We start from the raw sequence: 23,336 nt of genomic DNA on the forward strand, positions 1-23,336 counted from the left end.
ATCTTATGATCCGCGAATTAGCTGTCTAAATTTGTAGTAGTATTTGGTCATTGCATTACGCCGCGTTGTCCCTTTCGGCGCTACACGATTAAGAATAAACATTATGGAGCGTTTCAATATCGGTGCCCCACTCTTCTTACGTACGGGTGACGAATCCTTCCTCTCGCCTTGCAAGCGGGCATAAAGCTCCGGAGCCCAGGGCGTATTCAGTATATTCTTGTGATAATTATCGAAGAAATCAACGTAACGCGTATTCCACGGTTTATTCTCACCAGCGAAGTGAATCATCTTCGGATTACGACGCGCCTCAAGGAAACGCATGTAGGTCGAAAATGGCAAATTGGGGAAAAATGTCTCTGTATTACCGTTACCATGATAGACATTCCATTCCAACGGCAAATAATGTACGCGGCCATGGAAAACTTTATTCATAATATCCTGATCGAGGAACCAGTATTGCTTACCCTGCATCGCCTCCATCAGGCTGGAAAAGGTATTCTCTTTATTCATCTGAACAATGTTAAATACCAATATTCCCGCTTGGAAATATTCATCTGGATTGATTAAACCCAATGAAGAAGAAAGGTACTCCTTCGCCGGCATCACTCCGTCACTGGATTGTGACATGGCGCCAAGCAAAACAAACCCTTCCATCACGATATCTTTTACCGCCGCAACCAAGTTATCGGCCAACGGGATATCGAGTAACTCTGCTAAATCATTCTCGACTACAGTATCCGAGTCAATAAAGATCACTTTTTCATACTCAGCAAACAGCCGAGGAATAAACAAACGTGCATAGGTTGCAGCACTGAAATGTGCACGCGTAAACGCATTCTTTATCTCTGAAAAAGCGTTAACATCAAAGAAGCGGAGATTGATATTGTCATGCTCAGCAAGCAGAGAGAAGAAACGTTGCTTATTCGCCTGAGACACTCCGTTCTCAAGCACCACCAAATCATAATTCAAAAGAGGATTAGCATGCTTAATGATAGAGTTGACTAATGCAGCCCCGCTAATCGCATAATTATCATCGAAGCAAATGACAACCGGTACATTATTATCAGAGAATGCAGGTTCCAGCGTCGCCGAGAAGGTTTCATTCTGAATAAAGGTTCTCTGCAGCTCTTTAATATTTAAGGTGCCAACTTCTCGCTTGTGACCAACATAAATGTTAAGTAACCGTTCTGCAATGTGGCCGACAACTCGCTTTTCCTGATCGCTGTAGTTTTTAAACCTCAGCCTCTCTTCCAACTTATCTAAAATAGAAAAGAGCCAGATTGAATAGTCCTCAAAGATGTCCTTTCTCATCACGAACATATTCGTATAATAACCATCTGAGGCTTGGTTAAATTTTTCTGCGGCAGTGATATATTCGGGATAAAGCTCTCCCAATACGGTCAATGCGGCATCATAGTCTTCGATATGCAAGTGGTTAGAGATTTTATAATGCTGATAATTATTTTTGCTACCTGCAGCACCAACATCCCATTTTTTAGGCAAAATAATGTCGACGCCTTCGAGACAAAGAGGAATCGTTTCATCATTCAAACCAAATTTATCTTGGTATTCTCGACTTACCTTCTCAGCACTCACCACGCCCCATCGGTCCTCCGGGGCCTGCTGATCGTTAGAGAAATTTAGATGACGCCGGTAGTGCATAAACCCAACATAGTCGGCTGGCTCTGCATTTTTCCATACCCAATAATGCGCAGTCAACTCACAATAGAATGGGTTTTTGAACGATATATTATCACCCGTATCATCACCAAGGCATCCAATCTCGGTAAGACTATTAGCCTTACCGACATGAATTGGTTGTATCCACTTTGAGTCGAGAAAAGCGCTAGGCTTGTGATGACACGTATATATTTTAATATTCTGCATTTGCACTACCTGGCAATCACGGTTATGAATTTCAACTCATTGCTTCTTTATATTGCGCTATAACAGTATGAGCCTCACCCATAACTTTCATCTTATGGTTTTCTATCCAGATGACTCTATCGCAAATTTTTTCGATATCACGAAGATTATGGCTAACAAAAAGAATTGTCACCCCTTTCTTCTTGAACTCATTAATAGTTTCGAGACATTTGCGTTGAAACGAGATGTCCCCGACTGCCAAAACCTCATCGATAATCAGAATATCTGGATCAACCTGCGTAATGACAGAGAAACCCAGCTTCGCCAACATACCGCTGGAGTAAACTCGGATGGGCTCGTCAATAAATTCACCCAGCTCGGAGAACTCGATGATTTTATCCAAACGCTGCTTCAACTCCTTACGACGAAGGCCTAACAGCGTCGCATTCAGTCGAATATTCTCACGGCCAGTCAGCTCGGGGTGAAACCCACCGCCTAACTCCAGCATCGAAGCCACACGGCCAACTACATGAACAGAACCGGATGACGGTTTCATCACACCGGCGACCAAACCAAGCGACGTACTCTTCCCCGCACCGTTTCGGCCAATAAGCGCAACCGATTCGCCTTTTTTAACCTGGAAACTGATATCTTCAATCGCCAGATAACTACGACCGCTCAGTAAGCTTAGTGCACGACGCGGGTTAAAAATCAGCTCTTTAATGCCAGATCCAATATGATGGTATAATGGATAGCGCTTAGTCACATTTTTAAATTCTATAGCTACGCTCATTATAATATCTCTGCAAATCTGTACTTCAACTTATTGAAAATGCTGACACCAATGATAATGAACAGCAACGCATATCCGTAAAGCATGCCTATCTGGTGATAATCAATTACGCCATTCATAAAAAGATCACGCCAGCTCAGTATCATGTTAGCCAGTGGATTAAAATCAATCAGGAAGCGATATTGTTCAGGAATCATATCACCGGAGTACAAAATCGGCGTGCAGTAGAACATCAGCATGATACCCAGCGTGATGAAACGTTCCAGATCGCGGAAGAAAAGATTCAGCGTCGATAACATCATCGCGATCCCGAAGGTCATCATCATCTGCGCAATGCCGATAAGCGGAACCCCCCAAAGCCAATCAATTGATGGACGCATGTCATAGACATAGAGAAAGAAGATAATGACCGGAATCGTGCAGAGGAAATGCAGACACTCCATCAGGACATTACTAAAAGGAATGACCGAACGCGGAAATACGGTTTTTTTGATGATCTGTGCGTTTGCGATAAACGAATACAAGGAGTTAGTCGTTGAGCTGGCAAACCACTGCCAAGGGAACAGGCCTGTAATAATGAAAATGGTATAGTTTGGTATTTGAACCCGCATGACCAATTTAAAAATAAAATAATAGATCATAGCAAAGAGTAATGGATTAGCAATTGACCATAAATAGCCAAAGAAGCTGCTTTTATATCTTACTTTTAATTCTTTCTCTGTGATGACCGAAGCCAAATCCCAAAGATAACCTAAGCTATACTTCATATAAAAACTCGATTTAAGATTGAAATTCCCTGACAGATGAAACATGGCCGTACGTCTTCAGGTCCAGCGTAGCCAGATGGCATGACGGGTAGAATGCGTTGCTGAACTAATCGCAACCACGCTACCGCCCCTGGCATTGCGGCAACCAGAGCACACTTAAAACAACCTGTTGATTTTACTTCATAACCGGGAAAACTTCCTGCACCCAGTTCGCTACACAGCGCGATGAGCGCGTGTAACCTGCCCTCAAGCTACATCCAGCCAATTCATTTTACTTTAGGAATCGGCTGGATTCGTCAGGTATAGCAGACGCTTAAGCCTGCAACATCCCCTTTAACCACTCAGAAAATGCTTCACCCTGCGTCGGATGACGAAGACCATACTCAACAAAGGCCTTCATATAACCTAATTTATCACCGCAGTCATGCGAACGCCCAACCATGGCGAAAGCCTCAACCGGTTTTTGCTCCATCAGCATGGCGATAGCATCGGTAAGCTGGATCTCACCGCCAGCGCCATAAGGCGTTTTTTCCAGCAGCGGCCAGATATCAGCAGCCAAAACATAGCGGCCAACGACAGCCAAATTTGAAGGAGCCTCTTCCTGCGAGGGTTTTTCGACGATCGCATGCATCGGCACGCTTTGGCCTGGCGCCACGGCCACGCCGCGACAATCAACCACGCCGTATTTGGACACGTCTTTTTCTGGCACAGGTTCTACCATGATCTGGCTGCGACCGTGCGCTTCAAATTCAGCGATCATGCTGGCGAGGTTATCTTTCGTCAGATCAGAGGCGATGTCGTCCATCAGCACATCCGGCAGCAACACGGCAAACGGCGCATCACCGATCAGGGGTCTGGCACAGAGTACCGCATGGCCCAACCCTTTGGATTGCCCCTGCCGCACATGCATCAGGGTCACGCCTTTCGGACAGATAGACTGAACTTCTTCCAGCAGTTGGCGCTTAACGCGTGACTCCAGCATGCTTTCCAATTCAAACGAGGTGTCAAAATGGTTTTCAATAGCATTTTTTGACGAGTGCGTAACCAGAATAATCTCTTTAATACCGGCGGCGACGCATTCATTTACGATGTATTGGATAAGAGGTTTGTCGACAACCGGTAGCATTTCCTTAGGAATCGCCTTAGTGGCCGGTAACATGCGGGTACCAAGACCGGCAACGGGAATGACAGCTTTCAGCATATCTGTGGGGGCTCCCAACGACTTCAGTTTCATTAATGCAACATGTCAAAATTATCGCGATAACATTTCGACGTTATCGCCGTCCTTGGTTATGCAACCAAGAGACCTCTATTTTCTTCGGGCTGAATTATACACCCATGTGGGAAGTTAATACATTAACGCCACATAGACAAAACGTCATTTGTCTATGCAGTAACCGCCAGCCACCAAGAAAAATCCTAACACACTGAATAACAATAAAAAATAAACCATTCATGCTTTCAAACTTGTCCTAAAAACCTCCTGACGCCAGGTGCCATTTTTGCTACCGCAGGGTAAGAGTGGCCAAAAAAAGCAAAATTTAATAAGCACGCTAATAAAAACACTGGTTAATTGAGAATGATTATTAATTACAAAAAAAGTACTCCCCGGTATCTTCATGACCAACAACGAAAAAGCCCACATCGAGATGTGGGCTTTTTCGTTGCTTAACTTTATATCAGTTTTCTTACTTATACCCTTGCGGATTTTTCTTCTGCCAGTTCCAAGTGTCGCGCATCATGTCATCAATATTCCGACGTACTTTCCATCCTAGCTCTTGATATGCCAGATCCGCGTTCGCCCAGAAAGCAGGCAGATCGCCGTCGCGGCGAGGCAAGATTTGGTAAGGGATCGTTACGCCGGAAGCTTTTTCAAATGCCTGAACCATCGCCAACACCGAGTGCCCTACACCAGCCCCCAGGTTATAAGCCTTAAATCCGCTGATCTTCGCCAGATGATCCATCGCTTTGAGATGACCGTCGGCCAAGTCCATAACGTGAATATAGTCGCGCTCGCCCGTGCCGTCTTTTGTTGGATAGTCACCACCGAAAATACCCAACTTCTCCAGTTTGCCGATAGCCACCTGCGAAATATAAGGCAGCAGGTTATTGGGAATACCGTTAGGATCTTCGCCGATCAAACCCGATTCATGAGCGCCGACCGGGTTGAAGTAACGCAAGGCAATAATCGAAAACTGCGGTTCAGCCTTAGCGAAATCCTGCAGGATCTGCTCCACCATCAGCTTAGACGTGCCATAAGGGCTGGTCGTGCCGCCGATCGGTGTCGTTTCAACATAAGGCACCGGCGAATTGGCACCATAGACAGTGGCGGAGGAACTGAAGATGAAATCATGTACGCCGGCACGGCGCATAGCATCCAACAGTACCAGCGTGCCGGTGACGTTATTCTGATAATACTCAAGCGGTTTGCGCGTTGACTCTCCAACAGCCTTGAGGCCGGCGAAGTGAATCACGGCAGTGATATCATGCGCGCCGAAGATACGATGCAGGCATTCAGTATCCTGAACATCGCCTTGATAAAACACCGCGGCTTTCCCCGTCAGTTTCTCCACGCGCTGCAATGACTCCGCAGATGAGTTGGACAAATTATCCAGCACCACAACGTCCTCGCCACGCTCCAGAAGCGATAGCACGGTGTGCGATCCGATGTAACCAGCGCCACCGGTAACTAAAATTGCCATATCAACCCCTTACGCTTCGATAGCATCGAAGCATAGTTACTCGTTCTATAAGAAGACCGTTTGTTTCATGAGACGTTCACGCAAACCATCCATTGATGACAAAACGCATAATACAGCTCAATGGTTCACGCATGAAGCGAAAACGGTATGTGCGCCTCTTGAGCGATAAAGGGTTAACTGCAGCATCACCTTTTCCTGGGGGTGAGCGTGGAATCGCGCTTGGGTGGCTTCTCGTTATCTTTCGGCAGAATTCGATACCCTCTCAGGAGCATGACCGCATTCCAAGCCCAAGCCCAAGCCCAAGCCCAAGCCCAAGCCCAAGCCCAAGCCCAAGCAGACATTCTTTATGAATCAAATAAAAAACAAGTAAACACAACCTGAGAAATACACGCATGAAATTGAAAAAGAGCAGCTTAACGCTGCTCTTTCAGAGTCATGCTTATAGTGGAATAACCTCTAGCGATTACGGGCAAAATACTGCGCCACGCGCAGTACATCTTTCTCGTCTAACGTGCCGGAGTCACTCAATAGGGTGATCCAGGATTTGATGTAAGTGTATTTAGCAGAAGCCAAATCGCGCTGGGCGCTGTAGAGCTGCTGTTCGGCGTTGAGTACATCGACGTTGACGCGCTGCCCCGCCAACACGCTCTGCCGGGTCGCCGTCACCTGCGTAGTCGCCGACTTCACCGCCAATTCGTAGGCCGCCAGTTTGGCACGACTGCTGATGCACAGATTGAACTGCTTGCGCAGATCGTTCAGCGTCGTGCCGACTTGCGTGTCCATTTCGGCCATCGCCTGGCCGTAGCGCGCCGCGGCCTGCCGGGTGGAGGCCGCCACGCCGCCGCCGGAGTAAATCGGCAGGCTCACCTGCACGCCGATGCTGTCGGTACGATATTTCTGGTTAACCGTGTTATCGCTGCTGGAGTCGTTTTCCGAATGCGAAGCGTAAAGTTGCACGTTCGGCATAAAGCCGGCGCGGTTTCTCTCCACTTCGTATTTCGCCGCATCGACGCCATGGCGCGAGGCGGCCAGCACTGGGTTGTTTTCCAGGGCGATCTTTTGCCACTCTTCAAACTTCGACGGGATCAGCGGCGCCACCTTGAATTGCCCTGGCCGTAAGCTCTGCAGCTCATCCAATTGATTCAACGGCACGCCGATGATCACCTCCAGCTCACGCTGCGCAGCGTCCAGCGCGTCGCGCGCTTCTATCACCTGCGCCTCTGCCAGGCTGTAGCGCGCCTGCGTTTCGGAGACGTCGGTCAGGGTCCCCTCACCCGCGCTCATCAGACGATCGTTCAACGCCAACTGTTCTTTATAAGCTGCTTTCTGCGCCTCGGCCAAGGCGATTTGATCTTTGGCATAGGCCACTTCGACATACGCGCTGATCACCCTCACCGCCAGATCGAGCAGTTTGCCACGATAGCGTTCATCCGACATCATCGTCTGCGCCACGCCGCCTTTGTAACGCGCATAGGCCTCATAATCGAACAGCGGCTGCGTCAACGTTATCGAACTGGAATGGCTGCGATACTGTTGTCGCTTGGTTGCCTCTCCAAGGCTGTTGCCGAAAATGTCACTCGCCGGATACTTTTGCGTCTGCCAGTTGCGCGGCGAATTCTGATAGTTCAGCGATACCTTCGGCAGCAGCCCCGCCCTGCCGATATTTTCGTTCTCATCTCCCGCTTCTTTCTCTTTTATAGCCGCCCGGAAGGTCGGGTCCTTTTCTAATGCCAGCGAATATGCGTCTAAAATCCCTATCGAATAAACCGGCGCAGACATCGCAAACAAAAGGGTGCCGATAACCAGACCGGCAGCCTGTCGTTTTGAATGAATCAAAATTATTCCTCGGTTAATGAAGTATGAGCGCGATCCAAAATAGGTTTAAACAGATAGCTCAGCAGCGAGCGCGACCCCGTTTTCACGAACACCTCCACCGGCATCCCCGGCTTGATGTCCTCGCCATTGAGCATTTTCATGCCCTCCGGCGAGACCGTGACCTGCATCTGGTAGTAGGGTTCGCCATTGGTTTTGTCGACCAGACGGTCGGCGGAAACCAACGTGACCGTTCCCGGAATTTTCGGGGTTTTGTTTTGGTTGAAGGCGGTAAACATCAGATCCACCGGCAACCCGTTGTACACCTTATCGATCAGGTCAACTTTGAGGCGAGAATCCACCACCAAAGTCGCCTGGCTGGGCACAACGTCCATCAGGTGGTCACCCGCTCCCACGACGCCCCCCTGAGTGAAGATATTCAATCCGACCACGGTGCCGTCCACCGGTGAGGTGATGGCAGTGTTGCCCAGATCGAAATCGGCCATTTGCAGCTTGTTGCGGAACTCGCTGGCGTCCATTTGGGTTTGCGCCAGCTGCGTTCTGACCTCGCGCTGATAATCAGCAAAGCGCTGATCGATGCGTTGCTGAGATTCCTGCAGTTGCTTTTGCAATTGGCCAATCCGCCCGACGGTTTCGTCGATACTGCTGTTCACCTCGGCGAACTGGCGTTGAATTTCCAGGTAGCGGTTGCGCGGCAGGTATCCATCCGCGGCCAACTGCTTCATGCTGTTCATCTGTTCGCGCAAACTGGAAAGCTGGATCTGTTTATTGGCACGCGAATCCTGCAGGCCTTTCAACTGGAAGCGGATCCCGTCCATCGACTGCTTATAGCCGTCTATTTCACTTTGCAGCCCCTGGCGGCGGGAAGCGAACAGCTGCGTTTGCAGCGCAATAATCTCCGCGACGCGCGGCTGATCCTTGATCTTGGCGAAGATCGGGGAAAACGTGACATTGCCCAGCCCGTCCCGTTCAGCAAGCAGGCGCCCTTCGGTAGCCAAGGTGGTGTAGTACTGATCGCGCAGCGAATCGACCTGCGCTTGCGCCTGCACCTGGCTCAGTTGCACCAGCACCTCGCCGGCTTTCACCTTATCGCCGTCTTTCACCGCGATATTTTTGATGATGCCACTGGCCGGAGCCTGCACCGTTTTACGATTGCCGGAAACGGTTACCGAGCCCGGCGACGCCACCCCTTTATCCAGAGGCGCAAACGCCGCCCAGGCCAAAAAGCCGAACACGCCCACTCCCAGCGCCAACCACCCCAGGCGGGTATAACGACGCTCATCCAACGGGATCTGTTCTGAGTACGAGTCATGCGGCTCGCCAATATGCGTAGACATACCAACTCCTTTGACTGCCGGCGACGCAACGGCGCCGCCAGGCGAGTTCACGGCTTAATTAGTTTGAGTTTTAGGGATATCGCCTTCATCCGGCTCGGAGTTCACCGCACGCACCGCCTGCGGAGGCACCTGCGCTTTTTGCGCATTCGCCAGGGCCTGCAATACCTGCTGCGTTGGGCCAAATGCATTGACGTTCCCGTTAACCAGCAGCAACAGCTTGTTGGTCATCGCCAGCAGATTGGTGCGGTGAGTAATCAGGATCACCGTTTTATTGCGCTGTTTAAGGAACGTAATGGCCTGGTTCAACGCCCGCTCACCGGCATCATCCAGATTGGAGTTGGGTTCATCCAGCACGATAAGAGACGGATCGCCATACAGCGCACGCGCCAAACCGATACGCTGTTTCTGGCCGCCGGAAAGCCCGGCGCCACCGCTGCCGATCACCGAATCATAGCCATTGGGGAAGCGCAGAATCAGCTCATGCACGCCGGCCAACTTGGCGGCCTCAATCACTTTCTCCGAGTCCAGCTCGTTGAAGCGGGCGATGTTCTCCGCGATGCTGCCGGCGAACAGTTCAATATCCTGCGGCAGATAACCGATATAGGGTCCCAACTCGTCCTTGTTCCACTGGTAGATGTCGGCATTGTCCAGTCGCACGATGCCTTCACTCACCGGCCAGATGCCGACCAATAGACGCGCCAGCGTCGATTTGCCGGAGGCGCTTGGCCCAATAATCCCCAGCACATCTCCCGGCTGAACGGCGAAGCTGACGTTATGCAATACCGCGCTCCCTTTCGAGCCCGGCGGCGTGGCGGTCACCCCTTCAACGGAAATCACCCCTTCCGGCCGCGGCAGCGACATGCCGGTACCGCGCGGCGGATGCTGTTCCAGCAAGCGCACCAGGCGCTGATAAGCCAGCTTGGCAGAGCTCCAGCTTTTCCACACGTTAATCACTTGCTCGATCGGCGCCAGCGTGCGCCCCATCAAGATGGAACCGGCGATCATCATGCCCGGCGTGATGTGCCCATCGATCGCCAGCCAGCCCCCCAGCCCCAAAACCAGCGACTGGAGCGACAAACGCACAAACTTGGTGATCGATGTCACCCGCGATGCCCGCTCGCTGGCGATACGCTGACTATTCAGGAAGCGCTGGTGTAAACCGAACCAGCGTCCCTTCAGGTTAGGCAGCATCCCCAGAGCTTCGATCACTTCGGCATTGCGCAAATTCGTGCTGGCCAGGTTGCCTGACATGATTGAAAGCCGGCTGGCATCCGCCAGCGGCTTCTTCGACACCACTTCGTTGATCACTGCGAGAGCGATCAACAGCAAGGAGCCCACCAGGGCGAACAGCCCCAACCAAGGGTTAAACAGGAAAATCACCAGCAGATAGATCGGGAACCAGGGCGCATCGAAGAAGGCAAACAGCGCACTACCGGTCAGGAATTGGCGCACGTTGGTCAGATCGCTCAGCATCTGGCCGGCATCAGACGAGCCGTTCTTTAAATTCGCCTCGTAAGCCGCCGTATAAATGCGCGTATTGAGGCGCATGTCCAGCTGGCTGCCGATGCGGATCACCACCATGCTGCGTACGTATTCCAGCAAGGACATCATGCCGAACATACCCAACATGATCAGCGTCAGCATTAACAGCGTGATTTCATTGCGCGAAGGCAGCACCCGGTCGTAAACCTGGAGCATGTAAATGGAAGGAACCAGCATTAACAGGTTAATAAACGCAGTAAATATACCAACGGTCCAGAAGACTTTGCTGCGTGTACGTATAACATCCGCAATTTCGTTGCGCGGGATAAATTGATTCACGTTCTGCCCTTACATCATGTGCACTGTCAGTCCAATCCGCATTGACCCCCTCCCTAAAGAAATTCCTAAAAAAAGAATTATCCCGAGAAGGCTCACCCCAAAGAAATGCCCGAGACTGCAGATACTTTCGTTAACTATAGGTAGAGAAAGTGAAAACCGGCAAGGTGAGCTATAAAAAAAAAGCCGATCGCCGTGCCTTATAAAACCCTAATAAAACAATGTGATATGAGAAAATAAAAGCAAGAAGGGAAGATAACGAAATGGAATAACTTAGAGAGGATGACGCCGCTCACAAAATTAAACATGCGGGGGATTACGCCCCCGCATTATTTAATCCAAAATAGTTCCATGTGGAACTATTTGTTATTGCAACTTTACCCTTAGGCGTAGTGCAGAGTATCCACCAATTGCTGGTGGTTCTGGCCAGTCAGGTAAATGACCGTATCGTTGGCATCCAGCGTGTGGTTATTGTTATTGTCAATAATCACATAGGAGTCAGCATTGTTACCTGTCCCGCTGAACACCACAGAGGCCACACCCACTTTCCCGGTCAGCGAGTTTGGATTGCTCAGCCCCAGGATGCCGCCCAACAGGCCGACGACGCCGGTGGTCAGACCGCCAACCAACGATCCCAACAGCGCATCCAGCGTATCTGCAGCGCGAGTACCGTAGTCTGATACCGCAGTGCCGGTATTGGACAAGGTCAGGCCGGAAGCGGCATCGACGATCTTGTCTTTCGCGGTGCTGAAGTCGGTGATGGTGACCCCCGCCTGCGAGTTACTGGATTTCAGATCGTAAGTATTCGCTCCGTTACCGCCAGTCAGCGTGGTGTTACCCAGCACGTTGAAGCTGTCGGTCGTCGACGTCCCTTCCACCGTCAATTGGTAACCGTTCAGACCCAGCGTGTTCAGCAGCGGAGTTAGCAGCGCCGTGGTAGCCGCACTCAACGGCAAGGCTTTCAGCAGCTGCACGATAATACCGTCACCGGTACCCGCATGGCTTGAATCCAGGTTCAAACCACCGGTATTGGCAGAGGCATTGATGTCGCGCACGTTGCTGTAGCCCGCGCCCACGGTCAGGTTCAACGCATGGTCGCCGGTCACGTTGATATTCTGAACCTGCGCGTTGGTGCCTGCCAGAGACAGAATATTGCTGAACGCACCGGTCCCGCCGGAAGCCACGTTCACCGTCGTCAATGCCGTCCCCAACAGAACGCTGCTGCTGCTGTTCAGGCTGATGGCGCCAGCATTCACGTTGGCAGAGCTCACCGCATCAAAGTTGATGTTGAAGTGATCGGTAGCATTCTGCACGAAGGTGAAGTTCAGCGTACTGGCGGAGGTCGCGTCCCCTTTCACTTCCAGCTGCGCGGCGTTGCCGCCGGCGGCGTTGATGACGTTGACGTTAGCCAGGCCGGAGATCACAAACCCTTGCGCACCCAGGTTGGTCGCCGCCGCGTTCTGGGTGACAGTGCCCCCCGTGGTGCCTTCCACCGTGGACGTGCCGTTGGTCAGGCCAAAGTCGAAGGTGTTGGTCGGTGTTGTGACGGTAGTGGTAGTCGGTGAACCAACCAGCGGTGTCGTAATCAGCGTACCGACAGACTTGCCGATATAGCCGGTCAGATCAATCTGCTCGAAGTTCGAGAAGTTGTTGGCGTTACTGGTTACGGTGCTGGTACGAACGCCCAGGGCGTTCTGGTTGGTCACCACGGTTTTGGTGATGAAGTTGGCGGAGATGGAGTCCGTCCCTGCGCCGCCGTCAGCCTTGACGGTATTGGCGACGGTGTTCGCCGCGCCGGCGACGGCGTTACCCGCCCAGTGCAGGCTGTCGTTGCCGGCGCCAAGGTTAAACTGCGCGGTACCTGTCGCGATGTTTGCCGTCGAAGTGACGACCACGTTATCTGCGCCGGAGCTGGCATTCAGGATCACGTTGCCGTTGTTGACGGTGACAGCAACCCCAGAACTGGCGCCGTTGTCAGACAGATTCACCGTTGCCGCGCTGGTGCCGTTGATGGTCAGGTTGGCTAAGTGATCGGCGAACTTCAGGTTGACCAGGCTGGCGGCGTTGGCGTTCAACACCACGTTGGTCAACACCGCGGTCTCCGCATTGCTCAACGCATGGCTGGCGCCGGTATTGACGGTGCCGGTGCCGTTGCCGCCCCCCGCCGTAACAGACAGATTGGCATTAGTTTTATACAACAAGCTGGTGCCGATATCGAATTCGAAAGCATGCTGTTGAGTTACGGTTGCCGCATCCGTTGCGGTCGAAGAGCGCAGATCATTAATAATCGCTTGGGTAATGATCCCTTTGTCTGAGCCCAATGCGCTGTAAATAGCCAATTGGGCCGTCGTGGCGGCAACGCCGTGCACCGCGGTGAAAACATGCTGGATAAAATCAGTGCCGGTTAACTGCCCGCCCTTACGTTGGAACTCGGAAGAACTAACCAGGTTACCGATCAATGAGTTATATGACATGCCGGCGGCTAACGCTTTGCTCCAGGTGTCTAAACCGGATGCATCAACGCCGCGTTCCGGAACGCCCAGGTAGACAGCCGCGATTTGTTCCTGGAACGCCAATCCTGGGAGATGGCCTGGTTGGTACACGGTCGTAGCGCTATTGAAATGTTGCTGCGCCGTCAGATCGCCGGCCGCGACGGTGCCACGCAATGCCTGGATAATATCAACCACCAGATCGGCACGAGTCGCGCCCCCCTGCAGCAATGACAGGAAGCTGGCAGATTCGGCAGAGGATGGCGCACGCTCGTAACCAAATTGGAACAGACGGGCGATAAATGCGTCATCACTCAGCGAAGTCAGGTAAGAACGTCCCGCAATGTTGGCGGCCGCGGCCTGAGTGATCGTCATCCCGGCATTGATTTTAGCGCCAAAATAGTTGACAGCATCGGCAGTCACGGTCGAACCGATAACATGCAAAATAGCTTGAATATCCGATGCACCCTGCCCTAAGGCAGCGGAGGCCGTCGAAGGATATAGCAACGTGTTAACCGTGTTTTGGAATGCGGTCTGTTGAGCCAATATCGTGGCGTCGCTACCGCTGTAGTTCAGCAACCCGCTGACGACATTGGAAACCGCCGAACTCAGGGTGTTGCCATTCAGGAAATCAGTCAGTTGTTGAGATGTGGCGGCAGAGCCATACTCACGGGTATAGATAATCTGCAGAATTTCCGAGTCGGTTTTCCCAGAATAGAGCGCATTCCCGCCGGAAGAGCTGATGAAGAACTGTGCCAGTTGCGCTGCGGTTTGTGTGCCACCCTCGAGCTGCTGCCCATAGGTGTTGATCTCGGTCAGAGACGGAGTACGTCCCAAAACCGAATAGTAGATCGCCGCCGCCTGCTGCTGAGATGCTAGAGAAGCCATAAAAAACTCCTAATCTAAGTGAGATAAGGTAAAAAGAACGTTCCACACAACTTTCGATGTTCAGCAACATAAGCTTAGCTGCTGAATTTAAAGAAGTTTGGTCTTGCCTGTAAACTCAACATCAAATTAATAGCAATAAAATCAATTCCAGCTAAATAACTCTCCTAAACGCGCCCATAGTTATTTACTGAGTAAAGTATCTGATGACCGGATCTGTCAAGGAACGCAATGAGATTATTGTTATGTCAATTAAACGCAGCACATCTAACGGTAAGGCGATGGTTAATAAGATGATTTGTTTAAACTTCGAATAAAATGGCAATGATATTGCCATTTTCATATAAAGATCGCTTCAGTGATGGCTCAAACCTAAGTTAGACAGAGAAAAACCATACTAAATAGAGAGGATTTTTTCAGACGTGCAATGCCGGTTAGTCGCCGCGGAGGGATGGGGGATAGGGGCATAAGTGATATAAAGATAAAAACTATCTCATTGAAGAATAAAGATATTACATGAGCGTTGAAAAGTTGGAGCGCGGTGATGAAGGCGGGAAACAGGCATAAAAAAAGGCATCTTCATCGATGGTGATGAAGATGCCCATAGATAATACCTGTAGAAATGAATCAGGTAATTGCAGCAAACATGCTCAGAGAGGCATCGCTTTGACCAAGCTGGACTTAACTCTTCTGCCAAAGTGGATCGATGGCAACTCGATATATTTGTATACCAAATATGAAACCGGCAAAGTTAAAGTCGCCCCGACGCTCCCCCAAAAATAGCGAGCGCCATTATCGAAATTAGCTGTCAGATGTTCGAATACAATCAACAGGCTAGGATGAATCAGATAAATAGAGTAGCTAATAACACCCATGAGCACCATGAATTTGTTATGAATTTTTAGCCGCGTTGTCAACAGGATGAACAGCAGCATGCTGAAATAATACGTCAAAGTATATCTCATCGTATGCCCGGGCTCCGAACCATAGGAATAGAAACTGACTAGCGGAATGACGCAAGCAAAAATCGCGATATAGTAAATCGCCTGTTTTTTAGCGAATAGATCGCCTTCCAACAAATATGAACGCCATAAACCGCCAAACATCATGAGTGACAATGCAAGCGGCAGAGCGACAGGAAACGCAGCATCCAGTTTATGCCTGGCAACTCCCATCGCCAGAGCAACACCTAACATGACAAGCGCAGAAATAAAATTGAATCTTACCTTGTTGAGTAATCCCAGAATGAAGGCAAATACACACATGATGTAAAAGACCAGTTCAATAAACAGCGTCCAATATACGCCGACAATATCTTTCACGTGTAAAGCCGTTTGAAACATGGTGATGTTGGCCAAAATTTGCCGCAAGGGGAACTGCTCACCAAAGCAATAAGAAACAACAAGATACAAAAACAACGAGAACCAATATCCAGGGTAAAGCCTGAAAAAGCGCGAGATGAAGAAGGCTTGAACACCGCCGTTTTCACGACGAAAACTAAAGGGAATGATAAACCCGCTGATAATAAAAAATAATACGACACCTATTTTACCGATATCAAAAACATGGGAAAAAATATACTTATCGTAACCGTAAATCGGCACCAGAAAATGGGCAATAACTACACTTATAGCCGCAATCCCTCGTATCGAGTCTACATAGTCCAAACGAACAGGAGTTTTATTGTCAGCGGTGGTTTTCGCCTGTTTATCTATTTGCATAGAAACCACCTGATGTTGAGAAAAATATTTATCAGTCATAATCCAGGAAAAATAAAAGCCCAAAATAGTAAAAAAGAATATTAACGCGTCGGCGATGAGATAGGCTTATCGGATAACATCAACACGGGAGTATCTCCTTGCAACACAGTTTTCTGGCTGTTTAACTCAATCAACGGTTGGGCGGCAGACTCTTTCGTCTTCTGTACTGGCGCGCTGCTGATTAATGATCTCAAACCATTTGCCTGAGCTGAAGGTTGCACCACTTGCGGTTTTTGCCAATAGAGCATCGCATACTGATTACCGCTGCCCTTCAACGCAATACTTATCACGCCGTCAGACGATGCTTTGTAGTCACTTACGGTGAAATCGCGCGCTACCTTGGCAATTTTTTCGTAAGCCAATGCGGCAGCTTTTGGTTGTTCCTGTCGATTTAGCAAGCCAAACCGATGTTCATTGATTGCCGGGTTGTCACCATCATCAATGAGATCATACCACCAAATACCTTTGATATACGGTCGCGATTTAGCCAACATCGTATACTTAACAACGTATTGCGCCGCAGCAGCATCACTTAATCCACCGGGGCCATTGTAAGTCGGCACCCCCATCTCTGTAATGTAAACAGGGACGCTTTTCTTGGCGAAGGCTTTCACCCTTTGCTCAAATTTATCGATAGCGTTGAGGTTATCCTCTGGCGTTCTTAACGCTAAGTCCGGCAAACGGTAGGAATAAGGATGCAACGAGATACCGTCAATATCATTAAGTATGCCTAGCTTCATCAATTGGTCGAACCAACTTAGCCCCGCCGGCCCCAGAGGATTAAGCGAACCGGCGAGAACGATGGCATCAGGGTCTGCGCGTTTTACGGCGGCGGATGTCTTCCTAACCAGCTCTGTAAACACTTCTGGCGGAGGAATGGCCGTTTTTTTACTCATACCGGTTCCCACCGTCCACTCATTCCAAACTTCGTAATATTTTACCTTTCCTTTAAAGCGCTTTGCGGTCCAGTATGCATAATTGGCAAATCCATCGATAGCCGCAGGCGTTGTGGGGTAGTCAGGTGCGTTATAGGCGGTATTCCCGTAGGCGAGAATGAGTAAAGAATTCAACCCATACTGAGAGAGACCGTGTTGATAAGCATCATCTTCCTTAGTCAACGGATCTGCGACGTTCATCGTACCGGGTGTTCGCTCTACCAATCCCCACAAATAGCCGGCTCGGAAAGAAGTAAAGCCATACTCCTTGATTAACGACAGATAGTTGTCTGTCGGTTTGGGGTAGTGACGCAAATGTACGTTCACACCCACCTCAAACGCATTCGCGTATCCGTATGAACCGAACAATAACGCACCCGCAACCGCGCATGCTTTTACTATTTTCGCATAGCCGTTTACGGGGCTACGTGTGGTACCAGGCTGGATTTTCAACGCGACCTCCTGCACGCCCCCAGGCAACCTGTTGAACAGGAAGCCCGATGAGGCAATTTACCATCAGAGTAATTAATAGGCTGTTTTACTGACGAACCCTTTAAATATCGTCAAGAAAACAATTTTTACATCCAACCAAACGCTCCAGTTCCGAATGTAGTCAAGGTCAAATTCAACACGCTTTTCCATTTTATCCAGCGTGTCGGTTTCACCCCGCCAGCCATTTATCTGGGCCCAACCTGTGATGCCAGGCTTCATTTTATGCCGCAGCATATAACCCTTGATCAACTTACGATACTGCTCATTATGCGCAACGGCGTGAGGGCGTGGCCCTACAATCGACATGTCGCCTTTCAGCACATTGATAAATTGTGGCAGCTCATCGAGTGAAGTACGGCGAAGAAATGCTCCCACCGGTGTCACCCGCGAATCGCCCTTTGTCGCCTGAACGACTTTATCGCCATTCTCCATTACCTTCATGGAGCGGAACTTCCACACTTCAATCGCCTTGCCATCCATGCCGTATCGGCGCTGTTTGAAAATCACCGGGCCGGGAGAAGTAAACTTCACTGCGGCTGAAATCAACACCAGTACCGGTGAAATAAAGAGCAGGATAAAAATGGAGAGAACAATATCTTCTACCCGCTTTATCACCTGGTTAATACCACTCATTGGTGTATCAAACAACGAGACAACGGATACGCCGTTAATTTCTTCCGAGCGCGACTGCAACATATTAAAGGTGAATATGTCTGGAATCAGCATCACGGAACACGTGGTATCGGAAAGTTCAGTCACCGTATCCTTGATCAGCTTTTCTTGCTCCATAGGCATCGCGATATAAATACGATCAATTCGACCACACTTAGCGTCCTCAATTAGTTGCGCTAAATCACCACGGCGTTCGATCACACTGTCCAATGGCTCTGCACTGTCATCATAGATACCCAGTACCCGGAATCCCATCCAATGCGCATCACTCAACGTTTCCGCGAGCCGAATACCAACCGGCATCGATCCCATGATGGCGATATTACGGGTGTTAAATCCTAAATTCCGCATATATCCCAGCATCAAACGGATAGTGCTGCGTGTAATGACTAAACCGCAGCAAACAAATAAGTACCATTGAATATATACTATATATTCATTATTAAAATCATTGACAAATGCAACAGCGCCCGAAGTCATCACCAAGCTTATCGTCCAGTTTTGGATAATAAGCCGAATTTCTAACCCTGCTCGCACACCGCGCCAGGAACGATAAAAATCCGTAATGCCGCCGATCATTTGAAATATCACAATCGACGTTAAGACCATAACCCAGTGTTGTATGGCGAAGCGCGTTCCTGAAATCAGACAGGATAAGTAGAGCCCGCAAAAAACGATAAAAATATCGGAAAATCGTTGCAACATTGATGTCAGGGACGCATTGGTATGCAAACTCCCACGACGGAAACCATTCATAGATAACGGCCTATTCGCTAGCATAGTATAGATGCCTTTTGTTAGTTTTCTCTGGTACCTATATTCCTAAAGCCGGGGCAATACAGCCCCGAACTTCCAATATAGCGTAAGTGCAGAGTTTAACTGCGGAGCAAGGCAAGAATTTCCTCTGTTTTCTGCTGCATCAATGACGGATTCGCCCGCGACTCAACGTTTAAGCGAACCACCGGCTCCGTGTTCGAGCTCCGTAAGTTGAATCGCCAGTCAGAAAACTCCAAACTGATACCATCGGTGTGATCGAACAGCAGCGCATCAGACCGATAGCATTCCAGGACTTTATCAATCGATGCCTGAGGATCTTGCAGATGGCTGTTAATCTCCCCGGAAGCCGGGTAGGCAGCCATGCGATCGGCCACCAATTGTCCGAGGGACATATTCTTCAGACAAAGCAATTCGGCAACCAAGAGCCATGGGATCATGCCGCTATCGCAATAAGAAAACTCGCGGAAATAGTGGTGAGCACTCATCTCACCGCCATAGACAGCATCTTCCTTACGCATGCGTTCCTTGATAAAGGCATGGCCGGTTTTCGACATGACAGGCACGCCACCGCTGGCGTTGACCACATCAATCGTGTTCCAGCTTAAGCGCGGATCGTGAATGATTTTGGCACCGGTTTCTTTCTCCAGAAACGCCGCAGCCAGAAGGCCAACAATATAGTAACCTTCAATAAAGCCGCCCTTCTCGTCAAACAGGAAGCAACGATCGAAGTCGCCATCAAACGCAATGCCCATATCAGCACCATGCGCGCGAACCGCTTGCGCCGTATCTTCACGACACTCAGGCAACAGAGGATTAGGAATACCGTTAGGGAAATTACCATCCGGCTGATGGTGAACCTTGATAAATTCGACCGGAACTTGCAGTTGCTTGAAACGTGCTTCAATGGCATCGATCACATGCCCTGCTGCACCATTGCCGGAATTGACCACCAGTTTAAGCGGCTTCAGATTTTTGACATCGATATAGCCTAGCAGGTGCTCAATATAGGCATCCTCTACGGAAATCTTACGGTAGCTGCCACGCGCAGAGGGATCCACTTCGGCAAACTCGTTCCCTTCGGCCAATCGCTGAATATCGCGTAAGCCGGTATCACCGCTGATCGGTTTGGCCTGGCTTCTCACCAGCTTCATGCCATTGTAATCCATAGGATTGTGGCTGGCGGTCACTTCAATGCCACCATCAATACCCAAATGGAAAGTCGCGAAATAAATCTCCTCGGTACCGCTGAGCCCGATATCCAGTACGTCAACGCCGGCATCACGCAAACCTTCAGCCAGCGCCAGTTTCAGCTCTTCACTGGTCAAACGAACATCGCCACCAACCACAACTTCGCGTGGTTGCAAAAACTCACCGTAAGCCCGACCGATACGATAGGCAATATCCGTATTTAACTCCTCACCTAACCGGCCACGAATGTCGTATGCTTTGAAACAAGTTAAAGTTTGAGTCATCTAAAAATCCTTACCAAAAAAATTTACGAAAACATGTCACGCTTAAGACACATCACCGTTATTTGTATTTTCCATTATCATCAATGCGAATAATATCGTCTTCACCCAAATAAGAGCCGGATTGAATTTCAATCAAATCCAATGCAATTTTCCCTGGGTTCTCTAATGAGTGTTCAGTACCTAATGGAATATAAATAGATTCGTTTTCAGTTACAAACTTCGTCTCACCGCCTTTTATAACTTTGGCGGTACCAGAAACGACCACCCAATGCTCTGAACGATGATGGTGCATCTGCAATGAGAGTTTCTCGCCAGGTTTAACCGTTATCTTACGTACCTGAAAACGCTCGCCTTGCGCAATGGCGTCATGCTTGCCCCATGGGCGGTAGACCTCACGATGCTGCTTGCATTCCGAACGCTGTCCACGTTTCAGATGATTGACGATCTCTTTAACGTCTTGCACTTTATCTTTATTCGAGATCAACACAGCATCTTTGGTTTCAACGATAACCAAGTTATCTACACCTACCGTTGCGACCAATTTATGTTCGGCACGAATATAGTTATTTGAACAATCATGTTGCAACACATCACCAAAGGTGCTGTTGCCGTTTGCATCTTTCGCACTGATGTCCCAAAGCGCCGACCAGGAACCGACATCGCTCCACCCCGCATCCAACGGCACCACGATGGCATCCGCTGTCTGCTCCATCACCGCATAGTCTATGGACTCATCCGGGCAAAGAATAAAGGCTTCGCGATCGACACGGACAAAATCCAGATCCGGCGCCGTATGCAGCAAGGCCTGACGACACGCAGCCAAAATATCCGGACGAAATTTATTCAACTCCTCGAGATAACGGCTGGCTTTAAACAGGAACATCCCGCTGTTCCATAAGTATTCTCCGCTGGCAAGATACTCTTTAGCCGTCGACAGATTCGGTTTCTCAACAAAGCGGGACACCCGAGAGGCAAGCGCCCCATCAATACTTTCACCTTTATGGATATAACCATACCCTGTTTCCGGACCGGTCGGCACAATCCCGAAGGTCGCCAGCTTTCCTGCTTCAGCATAAGGCACCGCTTGCAATACAGCCGTACGGAATGCTTCCTCATTCTGGATAACATGATCTGCTGCCAAAACCAGCAATAAGGGATCTTCGCCGCCAGCGGTCGCCTGCAACGCGGCCAGTGCAATGGCCGGTGCCGTATTGCGCCCAACCGGCTCCAAAATAATGTTGTGGGATAAACGAGTAATCTGTCGCAGCTGTTCTGCAACAATAAAACGGTGCTCTTCATTGCAGATCACCAGCGGGTTTGATATCTCCAACCCATCAAGTCTGTTGACCGTGGTTTGCAACATGGAAAATTCACTGCACAACGCTAAAAACTGTTTCGGAAATAATTCTCTTGAAAGAGGCCATAAACGGCTTCCGGTACCGCCAGCCATAATTACAGGATAAATATTACTCATAATAAATCTCACCGATCAGTATTTTATGGTTTTCGCGGTATTGAACTCATGCCATTTGGCATTAATGTATTCGGTCAGCTCACTGCGAAAACGTTCCGCAGAGAATTTGCAGGCTTGAGTACGACAGTCAACAGGGCTGATTTTGTCCTGTATTTTCTCAAATTGCTCTACGGCAGCGGCCAACGAAGGGACCGTTTGTTCTGAGAAGAAAAGCCCGGTAGGATTGCTGACGCCAAACGGACGCACGGTTTCCAACGCGCCACCTTTACCGAAGGTGATAACGGGTGTCCCGCATGCCTGCGCCTCTACCGGCGTAATGCCGAAGTCTTCTTCAGCAGCGAAAACAAACGCTTTGGCTCTGGACATGTGATCCTGCAATACCTCATTGCTCTGGTACCCCAGGATCTCAACGTTTTTGCCCGCTTTGGCTTTGATCTTCGCCATCTCCGAGCCGTCGCCTATCACGATCAGCTTCTTGTCAGGCATCGCACTGAAAGCCTCAACGATCAAGTCCATGCGCTTATAAGGGACCATTCGCGACGCCGTAAAATAGAAATCATCCTTGTTTTCATTAAGTAAGAATCGATCCACATCAACAGGTGGATAAATAACGTCAGCTTCACGGCCATACACTTTCTTAATACGACGCGCAATAAACTGTGAATTAGCGATAAAATGGTCGACGCCGTTAGCGGTACGATAGTCCCACATGCGAATTTTGTGCAACAACCATTTAGCTAACCGCCCTTTCATGCCCTTCATCAAGTTAGCCTCGCGCAGGTATTGATGCTGCAGATCCCAGGCATAACGGATGGGCGAATGCACATAGCTGATATGCAGCTGATCGGGTCCAGTCAGAACGCCTTTGGCCACAGCATGACTGCTGGATAGCACGACATCATGAGAGGAGACATCAAGCTGCTCAATAGCCAACGGCATCAGAGGTAAATATTTTTGGTAGCTGGTCTTGGCTTTCGGTAGATTTTGTATGAATGTGGTTGTGGCATGCTTGTTGTGAATCTGTTGTCGAGCGGCATCCGACAAAAAATCGACCACGGAATAGAGAGTAGAATCGGGATATATGTCAATAAACTCTTTTATTACGCGCTCAGCCCCTGCGTAGGTCACCAACCAATCGGCTACGACCCCGACATTTAACGACTTCTGTTCAGACATACCTCTCCCCAACTCACCTTAAATTTGAAATCCCAATACAAGAATACTCTTCACTAATGATTCGGCTTTTCTGAATCGCTGAATGATA

At 49.5% G+C, this 23,336-nt stretch carries 15 protein-coding genes; all 15 read right to left on the bottom strand.

Annotated features, from left to right (window positions below; genetic code table 11):
• Positions 1-3 precede the first annotated feature (3 nt).
• Positions 4-1,887, bottom strand: coding sequence for a DUF4422 domain-containing protein (locus ACSBQV_RS07305; RefSeq protein WP_099783690.1), 1,884 nt, complete (start codon positions 1,885-1,887; stop codon positions 4-6).
• Positions 1,888-1,918: 31 nt separating this feature from the next.
• Positions 1,919-2,659 (bottom strand): ABC transporter ATP-binding protein, encoded by a 741-nt coding sequence (locus tag ACSBQV_RS07310; RefSeq protein ID WP_033650620.1) that lies wholly within the window; start codon positions 2,657-2,659, stop codon positions 1,919-1,921.
• Complete coding sequence (locus ACSBQV_RS07315) at positions 2,659-3,426, bottom strand: ABC transporter permease (RefSeq protein ID WP_019454384.1); 768 nt, start codon at positions 3,424-3,426, stop codon at positions 2,659-2,661. Before ACSBQV_RS07315 ends, ACSBQV_RS07310 begins: the two co-directional genes overlap by 1 nt.
• 313 nt (positions 3,427-3,739) lie before the next feature.
• The gene (galU, locus tag ACSBQV_RS07320; RefSeq protein WP_033650619.1) at positions 3,740-4,627 is read right to left on the bottom strand and encodes a UTP--glucose-1-phosphate uridylyltransferase GalU; all 888 of its coding nucleotides are present in this window, start codon (positions 4,625-4,627) and stop codon (positions 3,740-3,742) included.
• A gap of 487 nt (positions 4,628-5,114) precedes the next feature.
• Positions 5,115-6,128: a UDP-glucose 4-epimerase GalE gene (gene galE / locus ACSBQV_RS07325; RefSeq protein ID WP_099783574.1), complete on the bottom strand. Its 1,014-nt coding sequence runs from the start codon at positions 6,126-6,128 to the stop codon at positions 5,115-5,117.
• A 456-nt stretch (positions 6,129-6,584) separates the two neighbouring features.
• Positions 6,585-7,964, bottom strand: a complete 1,380-nt coding sequence (locus tag ACSBQV_RS07330; protein WP_099783572.1) for a TolC family outer membrane protein — start codon at positions 7,962-7,964, stop codon at positions 6,585-6,587.
• Positions 7,965-7,966: 2 nt separating this feature from the next.
• Positions 7,967-9,298, bottom strand: a complete 1,332-nt coding sequence (locus tag ACSBQV_RS07335) for an HlyD family type I secretion periplasmic adaptor subunit (protein ID WP_099783570.1) — start codon at positions 9,296-9,298, stop codon at positions 7,967-7,969.
• A gap of 54 nt (positions 9,299-9,352) precedes the next feature.
• A complete protein-coding gene (locus ACSBQV_RS07340; protein WP_099783568.1) occupies positions 9,353-11,119 on the bottom strand; it encodes a type I secretion system permease/ATPase in 1,767 nt (588 codons plus the stop codon).
• 380 nt (positions 11,120-11,499) lie between these two features.
• The gene (locus ACSBQV_RS07345) at positions 11,500-14,493 is read right to left on the bottom strand and encodes a beta strand repeat-containing protein (protein WP_099817908.1); all 2,994 of its coding nucleotides are present in this window, start codon (positions 14,491-14,493) and stop codon (positions 11,500-11,502) included.
• Positions 14,494-15,140: 647 nt separating this feature from the next.
• A complete protein-coding gene (locus tag ACSBQV_RS07350) occupies positions 15,141-16,211 on the bottom strand; it encodes an acyltransferase family protein (protein ID WP_033650613.1) in 1,071 nt (356 codons plus the stop codon).
• Between the two features lie 80 nt (positions 16,212-16,291).
• Positions 16,292-17,638 (bottom strand): cellulase family glycosylhydrolase, encoded by a 1,347-nt coding sequence (locus tag ACSBQV_RS07355; RefSeq protein WP_241900188.1) that lies wholly within the window; start codon positions 17,636-17,638, stop codon positions 16,292-16,294.
• A 72-nt stretch (positions 17,639-17,710) separates the two neighbouring features.
• Positions 17,711-19,105: an undecaprenyl-phosphate glucose phosphotransferase gene (wcaJ, locus tag ACSBQV_RS07360; RefSeq protein WP_033650763.1), complete on the bottom strand. Its 1,395-nt coding sequence runs from the start codon at positions 19,103-19,105 to the stop codon at positions 17,711-17,713.
• Between the two features lie 119 nt (positions 19,106-19,224).
• Complete coding sequence (gene cpsG, locus ACSBQV_RS07365) at positions 19,225-20,598, bottom strand: phosphomannomutase CpsG (protein ID WP_033650612.1); 1,374 nt, start codon at positions 20,596-20,598, stop codon at positions 19,225-19,227.
• Positions 20,599-20,656: 58 nt separating this feature from the next.
• Positions 20,657-22,072: a mannose-1-phosphate guanylyltransferase/mannose-6-phosphate isomerase gene (locus ACSBQV_RS07370; protein ID WP_099783685.1), complete on the bottom strand. Its 1,416-nt coding sequence runs from the start codon at positions 22,070-22,072 to the stop codon at positions 20,657-20,659.
• 15 nt (positions 22,073-22,087) lie between these two features.
• The gene (locus ACSBQV_RS07375) at positions 22,088-23,248 is read right to left on the bottom strand and encodes a glycosyltransferase family 4 protein (RefSeq protein ID WP_099783566.1); all 1,161 of its coding nucleotides are present in this window, start codon (positions 23,246-23,248) and stop codon (positions 22,088-22,090) included.
• Positions 23,249-23,336: the final 88 nt, after the last annotated feature.

This window comes from Serratia sp. B501 (genome assembly GCF_051172315.1).
In the GTDB taxonomy this organism is placed as follows: Bacteria; Pseudomonadota; Gammaproteobacteria; order Enterobacterales; family Enterobacteriaceae; genus Serratia; species Serratia ureilytica.